Origin of the sequence: Belliella alkalica (assembly GCF_022549785.1) — a bacterium.
Lineage (GTDB): Bacteria > Bacteroidota > Bacteroidia > Cytophagales > Cyclobacteriaceae > Belliella > Belliella alkalica.
Genome location: NZ_JAKZGO010000007.1, coordinates 61,510 through 73,410 on the forward strand (window position 1 = coordinate 61,510; position 11,901 = coordinate 73,410).

7 protein-coding genes are annotated in these 11,901 nt (G+C 35.3%); 2 read left to right on the forward strand and 5 right to left on the reverse strand.

Annotated elements, in window-relative coordinates:
- Both MM213_RS10060 and MM213_RS10065 read left to right on the forward strand, forming a co-directional pair.
- Nucleotides 1–1,566, forward strand: a complete 1,566-nt coding sequence (locus MM213_RS10060; RefSeq protein ID WP_241411913.1) for a calcineurin-like phosphoesterase C-terminal domain-containing protein — start codon at nt 1–3, stop codon at nt 1,564–1,566.
- A 1,054-nt stretch (nt 1,567–2,620) separates the two neighbouring features.
- A complete protein-coding gene (locus MM213_RS10065; RefSeq protein ID WP_241411915.1) occupies nt 2,621–3,271 on the forward strand; it encodes an ROK family protein in 651 nt (216 codons plus the stop codon).
- 368 nt (nt 3,272–3,639) lie between these two features.
- On the opposite strand, the gene MM213_RS10070 is transcribed toward MM213_RS10065, so the two are convergent.
- The 5 genes from MM213_RS10070 to MM213_RS10090 form a co-directional block, all read right to left on the reverse strand.
- Nucleotides 3,640–4,764: a cytochrome-c peroxidase gene (locus MM213_RS10070; RefSeq protein WP_241411917.1), complete on the reverse strand. Its 1,125-nt coding sequence runs from the start codon at nt 4,762–4,764 to the stop codon at nt 3,640–3,642.
- Between the two features lie 29 nt (nt 4,765–4,793).
- The gene (locus MM213_RS10075) at nt 4,794–6,317 is read right to left on the reverse strand and encodes a DUF6850 family outer membrane beta-barrel protein (RefSeq protein WP_241411919.1); all 1,524 of its coding nucleotides are present in this window, start codon (nt 6,315–6,317) and stop codon (nt 4,794–4,796) included.
- A 79-nt stretch (nt 6,318–6,396) separates the two neighbouring features.
- On the reverse strand, nt 6,397–7,707 hold the full coding sequence (locus MM213_RS10080) for a DUF4876 domain-containing protein (RefSeq protein WP_241411921.1): 1,311 nt from the start codon (nt 7,705–7,707) through the stop codon (nt 6,397–6,399).
- Between the two features lie 14 nt (nt 7,708–7,721).
- On the reverse strand, nt 7,722–10,466 hold the full coding sequence (locus MM213_RS10085) for a TonB-dependent receptor (protein WP_241411923.1): 2,745 nt from the start codon (nt 10,464–10,466) through the stop codon (nt 7,722–7,724).
- Between the two features lie 136 nt (nt 10,467–10,602).
- Nucleotides 10,603–11,898 carry a sensor histidine kinase gene (locus MM213_RS10090; protein WP_241411925.1) on the reverse strand — a complete coding sequence of 432 codons (1,296 nt, stop codon included), beginning with the start codon at nt 11,896–11,898 and terminating at the stop codon, nt 10,603–10,605.
- Nucleotides 11,899–11,901 lie beyond the last annotated feature (3 nt).

Consider the following 11,901-nt stretch of genomic DNA (forward strand, 5'->3'; position numbering starts at 1 on the left):
ATGAAAAAAATCATCAGTAGTATTATTATAACCCTGTTTGTTGGCAATATTTCCGCCCAACAAATGGCAAAGGGAATCATTTATGAAGACCTGAATGGCAATGGCAAAAAAGACCGAAATGAAAAAGGAATCTCAGGTGTGGGTGTTTCAAATGGTACAGATGTAGTTGCTACAAATGAAAAGGGTGAATACAGCTTAGAAGTAAATGACGGAGAGTTGATTTTTGTAATCAAGCCATCAGGTTATTCTTTGCCATTGAATGAATATAATTTCCCAAAACACTATTACATCCATAAACCTACAGGTTCTCCGGAGCTCAAATACAAAGGTTCAGCGCCAACTGAACCTTTACCAAAATCCATAGATTTTGGTCTTCAAAAAGCTACAGAAAATAAAAAATTTACCAGTTTGGTTTTCGGTGACCCACAGCCATACAATCTGGAGGAAGTTGGTTATTTCGAAAAAGCTGTGGTAGAGCATGTCAAAGGAATAGAAGATGTTGAGTTTGGGATTTCTTTGGGAGATTTGGTCGGCGATGACTTAAGCTTGTTTCCCGCATATTCCGAAGTAATGGCAAAAATTGGTATTCCATGGTACAATATCATGGGAAATCATGATCAAAACTATGATGTGGATAGTGATAAATTGACTGACGAGACATTTGAAGCACATTTTGGTCCAGCTACATCTTCTTTCAATTATGCTGACGTTCATGTGATTTTGCTGGAAAATATACTTTATCCTGATCCTAGAGATGGAGTTGGTTATTGGGGTGGATTCCGAGAAGATCAACTCACATTTATTGAGAATGACCTGAAACTGGTTCCAAAAGACAAATTGATCATTTTGGCTATGCATATTCCTTTGTTTGAAGAAGGTGATTCTTTTAGGGATGCCGATAGGGAAAAACTATTCGAATTGCTAGCTGATTATCCAAATACATTGTCCTTTTCAGCCCATACCCATTACCAAAGACAGGATTTCTTTGGAAAAGATGATGGCTGGAAACAAGAAAAACCACATCACCACTACAATGTAGGAACGCCTTCTGGAGATTGGTACAAAGGTATTTTGGATGAAAAAGGGTATCCAGTTTCCACCATGAGAGATGGTACACCAAAGGGATACGTTTTCTTGGATATTGATGGAAATCAATACAAAACAAGATACCAAGTAGCAGGTAAATCATCTGAATATCAAATTGAAGTATTCACCCCAAAAGTAATTGAGCAAGGAAAAAGAACAACCTCTGGCATTTACGCCAATTTCTTCATGGGGACGGAAGGCAATGAAGTAAATTACCGAATCAACGATGGGAAGTGGACCAAAATGAATTACCTGGAAGATTACGACCCAAAGTATCTCGTTGATTTGTTACAATGGGATATTTCTGAGGAACTCCTTGATGGAAGAAGACCTTCACTACCACAGAAAAGTATGCATCTTTGGAGAGCCAATATTCCAAATAACCTGCCAGTAGGAAAGCATACTGTAGAAGTGGAAGCAATAGATATGTATGGACAAAAACATGTTTCCAAAACTGAGATGGAAGTAAGAAAAAAATAATTAACTAGGGCATCTTTTTTGAAAAGGTCACTTCATTTTGGGGTGACTTTTTTTTCTGAAATTTTTATAGTTGATAAACAAAATCACAGATTGCATATAAAACACCTTAGTTTTCTCTTTTAAAAAGACAGGGAATTATCGAAAATATCTACGCCACCTTCATAGAGAAAATTTAAATCAAAAATCTACTATGGGACATAGCCCTAAAATCTTCGTAGAAATTATAAAATGCACATATTCCCTTGAGGGGCGTTGCCCTGATTTCTTAAATACGACAAATAAAGAATGCAGGGCTACGCCCCTTGCCTGTGGTCTTATTCATTCATTTGCTACGAAGAGCAGTGGGCTCTGCCCCCATATATTGATTTACAATTTTTCATTCAGATTATGGCTTACACTTTATCACAGATTCCAAATAAAACACCTTGGTTTTCTCTTTTAAAAAGACAGGAAGTTATTGAACTTATATCTGCCATTTTCATAGAACAAATTTAAATCACAAATCTACTATGGGGCATAGCCCTAAAATCTTCGTAGAAACTATAAAATGCACATATTCCCTTGAGGGGCGTAGCCCTGATTTCTTAAATACAACTAATAAAGAATGCAGGGCTACGCCCCTTTCCTCTGGTCTAATTCATTCATTTGCTACGAAGAGCAGTTGGCTCTGCCCCCATAAATTGATTTACAATTTTTCATTCAGAATTTGACTTACACTTTATCACAGATTGCATATAAAACGCCTTGGTTTTCTCTTTTTAAAAGACAGGAAATTATCGAATATATCTACGCCACTTTCATAGAGCAAATTTAAATCACAAATATCCAATGGGGGATAGCCCTAAAATCTTCGTAGAAATTATAAAATACACATATTGCCTTGAGGGGCGTAGCCCTGATTTCTTAAATACGACAAATAAAGAATGCAGGCCTACGCCCCTTGCCTCTGGCTTTATTGTAATTTTCCCAAAAATTTGAATCCCAAACCAAACTATCCTTTGTTCATCATAAAATATGCTTTAAATTGGAGTTTTTAAAACTAAAAGAAAAGGGTTTGAAAATACTTGTTATTGATATAGGTGGAACTAACATTAAGGTTAGAGTTAATAATGGTGAAGAAAGACGTAAAATTCCATCCGGCAGTTTTATGACACCTCAAAACATGGTCAATGAAGTATTGAAAAATACAGAAGATTGGGATTATGATGTGATATCTATAGGTTTTCCAGGTGTTATCAAAGAAGGCAAAATCACCTCAGAGCCAAAAAACCTAGGTCATGGATGGGTTGGTTTTGACTACGAGTCAGCTTTGGGGAAACCAATCAAAATCATGAATGATGCTGCCATGCAAGCCTTAGGTTCTTATGAATCTGGAGTGATGCTTTTTCTTGGATTGGGAACTGGTTTGGGATCTGCCATCGTAAGCCATGGACATGTAGTCCCAATGGAATTGGCGCATTTGTCATATAAAAAGGGGGTTTTTGAAGATTATCTTGGCAAAAAAGGCTTTAAAGGTCTTGGAGTCGGAAAATGGACAAAGCATGTGAATGCAGTAGTAAGAAGATTCACGATTGCTTTTATTCCCGACGACATAGTCCTTGGTGGAGGAAACTCCAAACACCTCACCAAATTACCACCTAAATGCAGATTGGGAAACAATCATATGGCTTTTGACGGTGGATTAAAAATGTGGGAGAACCAATAAATTCAATATTCATTATTGACAGCTTCAATTTTAAACATTGTCCGAAACGCTAAAAGGATTGTTCGGAATTGAGACAGTTATAAATGCAAAAAGGCTCTATCAGTTAAAATAGAGCCTTTTTTTATGCTGGTACTTTTTTTGAACCAAAGAATTTAAAATAATATTATGATCAGTTTCCTACTTTGGTGCATCCTGTTTCTTTTATGTTGGCCAATCGCAATACTGGCTTTGTTTTTATACCCAATAGTTTGGCTAATCCTACTCCCATTTAGATTATTGGGATTTGCGGTGGATTTATCTTTCTCAATAGTAAAGAACATTTTTATGCTACCTTTTACTATTCTAGGTGTAAGGAGATAAATTCAATTTTACTTAGGCAATTCTGGCCTTGTCATCCTAAAGTTAGGTGCGGAGATCGAATGAAGAAATGCGATAATTTGTTCTTTCTCCTCAATTGTAAGCTCTAATTTAATTAACAATTCGGAAGTTTCAGGGAAATTAGGGTCGTCTTCCATACCAGGTCTTGGTTTGGGTCTAGCCATGCCATTGTCATACATCTGCAAGATTCCCATGATATCATTGAAAAAGCCATTGTGCATCCAAGGTCCTGTGTACATTACATCCCTCAAAGAAGGCGTCTTGAATTTGCCAATATCTTCTGGATCTTGTGTAAAATCAAACCTTCCCAAATCTTCAAATCTACCTCCGTAAAAATGAAGTCCTAGATTATGAAATTTGTTGTCGGTGAAAAAAGGTCCGTTGTGGCAATTGATACATCTTGCTTTTGTTCTAAACAAATGCATTCCTTGAAGTGCTTCATCTGACATGGCATCTTCCCTTCCTCTCAAGAAATTATCAAAATCGCTGTTTCTGCTTACTAATGAGCGTTGAAAATAAGCAATTGCTGAGGACAAGCGCTCACTTGTAATAGTCTCGTCACCAAAAGCTTCTTCAAAATACTTTTTATATCCTTCTATTTTTGAAAGTTTGGTAGGTAAGAAATTTATCTTTTGATGCATTTCAAAAGGATCTTCAACGGGCATCAAGGCTTGTTCTTCCAGATTGGCAGCTCTTCCATCCCAAAAAAGAGGTTCAGTTTGCCAAATATTATTCAATCCAGGAGAATTCCTTTTCCCAAGCTGATGATCATGTCCTACTGATTGCGACCGACCATTGCTCCAGCCCAATTCAGGATCGTGACACGATGCACAGCTTATCTGATTGGAGGAAGAAAGTCTAGGGTCAAAAAACAAGACTTTCCCCAATTCGATTATTGGTTTAAGAGAATCTACGTTTTTGTATGGATTTTCAGGCATCAACCCTATTTCCTTCCATTCCACACCTTCCGAAACATTTGGCTTAGGCCATTGATCTGAAGGCTGTGAGTAGATTTTTCTTAATTCATCCGAAGTATAATGATGCTGAACTTGAATCCAAGCAACACTAACTAACAGAATCAAACTGGAAAATATTATGGAGATACGCTTATTCATTATTACAAAAGCTTTTTTGGGTTATATTCTTAATGGATAAAGTTGATACTAAATCCAAGTGTGTTTCTTTGACTTCCGCGGGATTCAAAATAGGCAGAATTGAATTCTCCCGCAGCAGTGAAATTATTGAAATCAGCAAATACCACTGGGTTGAGATCAAATTTTTTGAACTTAATCCTTGCTCCAAATTCCGCATTCACATTAAAATAATCAGCGCTTAGAAAATCTATATTGGGGATTAGAACGCTAGTGCTGACTAAATTTATTTGGCTACTAAGGATATTTATACTTTGATCAAGATTCAGTCTTTGAGCGATACTAAGCTGAGGATATAAAGTAAGTTTATCTGAAATTTTTGTTGGTTTTTGCAAGCCTAGACTATAACTGACATTTGTAATTTCAAATGCATGGCTAGCATTGAAATCTCTTTGAGAATGTTGGAAATATCCCACTTCTCCAAAAATGCTAAGATTGTTAAGATTTTTAAATGAGTAAAGTAAGTTCAGTCTAGCTTTCAAATCATCTTGTTGGTAATTGTTTCCAGCAAGTAGATAATTAAAATCTGTTCCTTGGCTTATACTTACATCTGCAAATGCTTGAATTAATTTTCTTGAGTCTTGATGTTCTACGAAAATTTTATTTTTGATAATTTCTGTATCAAAATCACCAATATTTTCAAAGATTCTGTCCGATCCTTCTATTCCTCTTCGATAAAACTTTTTATTGTTTATTGAATAATCAAATTCATTGCTGACTAGTAACTTCTCACCGATGTAATAATATCCTCCACTGAAACCATATCCACCATCAATAGACTCGTAACCATTTCTTCTAATTAGGTTAAATGATGCTCCTCCCATATAAGTATATATGTTATACTCAGTTCGGCCAAAACTATCATTACTTTGATTAAAGTTAGATACATTTCCTCTTTCTATCGCTTTTAGATAATTTCCTCCTATTGCTACTTGGTGATTGTCAGTCAATTTATACGCAAATTGTAATTTTGGATTTATTTGGTAAAAATTGATAAGTGGCCTAGGGTCATTGCCTCTGCTATGAGTTTCTAATCTGTAATCTACTCCTATACCTACTCCGAGTTTTTCTTCAAGGAAATATTTACTAGCATTGACAAAAGAGCTAAAGCGTTCATTCCTCCAATTACCTTTTCTTATATTTGCATAGTAAAAAGGTGACTCATTTACATCTCTAGTTTGTTTCCACCCAACGCTATCTTGTTTTTGATTTTGATATCGAAACTGACCTTCTATTAACCAGCCTTTGACTTTTCTGTTTCCATAGCTAAAAAAGCCATAGTTTCTTTCGAACTCGGGTATTTGTACTGTATGAAATTCACCTTCTTTGGTTTCAAAGTACAAACCACTAAAACCAAACTCTTCTTCAATAATGGTTGATCTAATTGGTTGTGTTACAAAGTTATTCAAGTAATTCTGAGTACTTTTCAGCATAAACTTTTCATTCCACTCAATTTTTTGTGAAAAAGAAGTATGGATAAAGATGAAGGTGATAAGTATGAATAATGCTTTTTTCATTCTAAGGAACTTACTCAGTGGTATAGATTTTCAAATATTGGAGGGGGCTTTTCAACCCACCTCCAAGTCAAACCAATATTTAATCTGCGTAGCCGCGAGGATTTGCTTTTTTTCCAATCAAATCATTTTCTGAATTATTGGAATCCTTTAATACTTTTCTATCTCCAAATGTATTGGCTGTCATTCTAATTCCTGCTTCAGAGGACCAAGCACCACCTGGTACATAAAAGAAACCAGCATCAATATCAGTAGGCAACATTTTTGGAACTTGGTTGGTTGGTGATTCTTGACCTTCCACACCATCTATAATAAGAGATTTAGGGATTTGATATCTCATTACAGTATTGTTGGTAATGTTTTGAGAATTAGGCGTCGCATATCTTGGGAATGTAGAGATATCATCTTCTGTTGCAAAAAGCACAATGGCTTCTCTACCTCTATTATCCATAATTAAATCTGTTCCTTGCCAGAAGTGATTGATCATATTAGGTACAGATGTATTGTCAACATCTGAAGGCAATGGCCTATCCACATCATTTCCAAGATAAACTTCAAAATCAGCATTGCTTAGATCAACTGTAAGCTCTGGATTATTAACAGAAACGGTATTGCCATCATTACCCTCAAATGGTGTTTTGTGGTTGATAGCAGTTGATGCCAAAATAATACTCTTTCCAGGCTCTACAGGATATTGATTTCCTGATCCTGGAAATTGGTAGAGCCATTTAGAATAGACGTAATCATTATTTGGATCGCCTGTTGCATTCATTCCTACAGATTTGGTCCAATCCCATTGGCCGTCCGCTTGGGTGAATTCCGTTATTGAATTATTCAATTTTGAAACTACACCCATTATGTACAATCCATCCATATACTGAACTTCCGTAGAGTTATTATGGATTTCAATAAACTGATCTCTGAATTGTGCTCCATCAACCCTATCGGATCCAGCAATATATATTTGCTTAAACACAAGATTTCCCAATCTTCCAGATACCAGCTCCAAAGTAAAAGATGAAGCACCTGAATTAATTGGTACACCTGTCTGATTTGCATTAAATACTACTTCATCTCCCTCAGATAAATACCCTGCAAAAGCAAAAAACTCATCTGAATCCATAGTTATACTTGCTGTAATATCATATATACCACTAGGTACAGCCTCGAACAAAATAGATCCATCAGATGATGTTTGTCCTTCAAATGTCTGCTGAGAAGTTGTATTTCTTATTACCACATTGGTTCCAGAAGCCGATTTCTGGTCAAAATCATCATTGTAAGTCACTTGAATTGTGACATCAGTAGGTTCTACTCTTGGTGTATCATCACGCTCAGAGCATGAAAATGCGACCATCCCTACAAAAAGCACTTTAAGTATTGTATTTTTCATAATCATTAATTTGGTTAATATGTAAATTTTAATTCCAACCCAAAATATGGGTCTTGATTCAGTAGACTAAGGAATGTTCCAGAATTTTCATCTAAGAGTTCTGGCCTGATATTGAGAAAGTTATTGGCAAAGAATGAAAATCTGATTCCTTTGCCTAGGTTTTTACTTAAGTTAAAATGTGCATTGAAGTATACAAAATCAGGTCTTTGGAAATATCGTCCTGCTTGCGCTGACCTATCTAATACATCATAAATAGGATCATTCCTTTCATTCTCAGGAATTTCAAAATAATTCATTTGGCTATCATAATAACCAACAGCTCTATCGGTTTGAGCAAAGCTTCTTTGGTAATTATAGATAAACACTTGACCTCTCAGTGCCATCACCAAACCCAATTGTGATATATGATGATTAATTGTAAATAGCCCATTGGAATTTCCTGATTGTGATTTAGCTCCTTGATAAGTGGCAAACCAGAATTGATCCCCAGGCTGAAGATTGCCTCTTCTAAGTGGAATCAAATTATTGTCGAAAAAATAACTATCATAATAAGACAAATTCAAACTGAAAGAGGTGTTTATTGCCTCGATTTTTTTAGTTGAAGCAGTAAATTCAAAACCATAACTCCTATCAAAATTACCGTTTCCAACCCTTCTTTCTGTTACAGGAACTATTCTAGTTTCACCAGTAGGTTGGTATATAGGTCGTTGATTTTCCCTAACTTCAATTATTTCATACTCAGGAATCTCTAAACCAACTCTATTGTTATTTACTGTAAACCCATTCCTATTTTGCTTTAAAAATGCAGTGAAGCTAAAATTGAAGATTCCACTTTGGTAATAAGTTCCAATCTCTTGCTGGGACACTTTCATCGGTTTTACTTGTGAGGCGTCATTTGGTCTTTGATAAGTGTACATTAAATTCAAAGATTCAATTTCTTGCCCATTGAAAAAATTGATAAGGGAAATATCTTGGAATTGTGGACCTGGAAACAAATGGATTAGTCCAGGAGCCTTAAAAGACAGCCCATAAGCTCCAGTTATGGTAAGTTTATCATTGAGTTTGTATCGTGTATTGATTCTGGGTGAAAAACTCCAATTATTAATCTGATTATCTACCCTTAAACCTAAATTCAAGTTGTAGTTCTTTTTAAAAAGTTCTCCTTTTATTTGATCCTGAACATAAATTCCAAATTGCTCTAAAAATGGATTAGTTTCCCTAAAACTGAGAGGTCTTTCATTTGAAAATTCTGAAACGACATCAGTAGTCCTGATAGGTCTCAAAGGATCAAAAACTCTACCATTACCAAAATTCCCATTAAAACTGTATGTCAATCCATAATCTATACTATGTTCAATATTTCCCGACATCAAATTTTTTGAAAAATCCAATCTTGCAGAAATATTTACTGGTTTACCCTCTATTTCCCTAGTGGCTCTATATGTTGATGGATGAAATGTACCTTCGTTTAATCCTTCACCTAAAAATCCTGTAACAGGAAGAACCCCAGGGTTGACAGCTTGTTCGACAAAAGCATAATCGAATCCGCCATTATAAGAAAAAACAGACTTAAAGCTGTCGAAGACTGGTGTTTTCAGATTGAAATAAGTTCTATTTGAAACCACTTGAGCCTTTCTTTCATACAATACTATTCGTTCACTTCCAAAATCCGGATCTATTCTGAAATCATCTAGCGTTGTATTATATTTTAAATCTAAAGTATTTTTTATCAATTTTCCTGATCCAATAAATGCACTCCACATAACACCTCCTCCAATTCTCCTAAAAGATTTTACCGCATCTCTCATGTCGGGACGACTGTTCAAAAAATTCATATCCACGAAAATTGAGTGTCTTTCAGAAAGTTGAAACCCTTTGGATAAATCAAAAGTCTGATCAGCTCTTGCTTGTCTTAAAGAAAAATTAAGTGGAGCTTGACCAGCGGAAGTTTCAATAATGATAGCACCATTTGACATATCTCCATACTTCGCAGAAGCTACCCCCTGAATGACCTCTACAGTTTCAATGTTACCTACTGATATTTGTCTCAAGTCAAACCCACCTGCTGGGTTTTCTCCTTGACCAAAGTTTGAACTTCGAAATCCAGAACCTCCACCCAATGGGCCAAAACCAGAACCTTGTGTAGGATTTCTGGCTTGCATGTTTGCATTGTTATTCATCTGATTGTCATTCATGACGATTGCTATACCAAATGAATTATTCAAAGAGGATTGTCCAGTATTTGCAGATCTAAAATTGATAGCCTGTGAACTCTGCAAATCTGGATTTCTAATTTCTTGACCTGGGATCAACTGTAGAAGCTCAGCCAAACTGTTTGCTTGTGATTGATCTATTACGTCTTTGCCAATTTTGAACGCTGATACTGATACATTGTCTTCATCTCTTTCAGCCGAGACCACTACTTCCGAGAGGTAGTTATCATTGTCTTGAAGTACAAAATCTCTGGTAATCAAGTTTTGGTTGGGATTAAGATCTAATTCTACTTTTTCTGTTCTTTTACCTACCAGTCTGATGGTCAAGACAATATTTCTTGCAGCTGTATTATTGATTTTCAATTCATAGTTTCCATCCTCATCTGCCAAAGTATAGACATTCTGACCTGCCATAATGGTGACATATGGAAGACTTTCTTTGGTTTTGGAATCGGTAACCTTTCCTTTTATAGTATATTGTTGTGCACATACATTCTGAATGGCTACGAAGCAGAGAAATGAAATTAGGAGTAGATTTTTTACCATAGGGTGAATTCTATTTCACTTGATTGATGGCTAAAGATCGGAATCAAATTAGAATAAATTTAGAATGTGCTTCTCTAGCTAAAAAATGACTGATTTTATTCTGAATAAAATAATTATTTCAAAAGTAAGTTTACCTTTAACTGATTTTGACAATATTGGATATTCTAAATGAGTGTAGCTGATCAAAATACCTATAAGTGATTTTCATTTGATGCATGTTGCAAATTTCCTCACAGATAGCCAATCCCAAGCCGCTCCCATCTGTATTTTTTGCACCCTTGTTGAATCTTTTGAAAATCTTATCTTCACCCAAATCATTGGAAATTCCTGTGTTTTTGATGATCAAGTTTTTTTCATTCAATAAAATAATCACCGAGCCTCCATCAATATTATGGGAAATAGAATTTGTCAATAAGCTATTAATAAGGGTTTCAATAAGTGCTCGATTTCCTTGTATCGTTATATTTGGTGTTACTTGATCTACCACTTCAAGATTTCTTTCCTTGAAGCTTACCATATACAAATCAATAGTTTCCTTAATGGTATCTGACAAATTGATTCTTTCGTTTGGTATAAATTGCTTATTCTCTATCTTGGTCAGTAGTAGAAGATTTTTATTCAATCTATTCATTCTGCCAATTGTAAGGTTGATTTGGTCTAGAAGTGCATATTGTGCTTCTGACAAGTCCGATTGCATCAGAAGGTCTGATTTTGCCTGCAATACAGCAAGTGGAGTTTGCAGTTCATGGGAAGCATTTTCGGTAAATTCCTTTTGTTGATTGTAAGCAGATTGACTTCTATTGGTGAAAAAAAGCAAGTTTTCATTCATTTGTTGAAATTCTTCTATATCTGTATCTACAGGAACAAGTGCATCCCCTTTATGAATTTGTAATCTTGATAACCTATCTAGTGTTTTGTAAAATGGCTGCCAAACCCTACCAGCTATAAATCTATTTATGAAATAGTATCCTACCAAAATGAAAAAGAAGAACAATCCCGCAACTGCGGTAGTATATGGAATCACATCAAAATATTCTTCCATATCAACTTCTGCTTTCAATAGATATTCATTGTCAAAAATATCAATAACTGTTTCCAAATACCTGTATGGCCTTATACTGTTTGAATATTGGTCAAATCTCTCTGCTGTATAAAAACGATCTCCTCTTTCAGCAGGAAAAGTATCCATTGAAATAATCTTATAACCAATGTCCAACTCATTCAGGAGTCTAATTCGAAGAACTGCCGTTTTTGATTGTGGATAAAGATGGTTTAGCTGATCCTCAATCCGTAATTTGTTATTTTTTAGAGATTGATCTGCATCGACTGTGTAAATATATACAACTACAAAATAAAACAGAGGAATGCTTATCAAAACCAGAATGATAGTCATGAAAGCAAATGGTTTGAAAGACTTGTCTAAAAGTTTCATCTT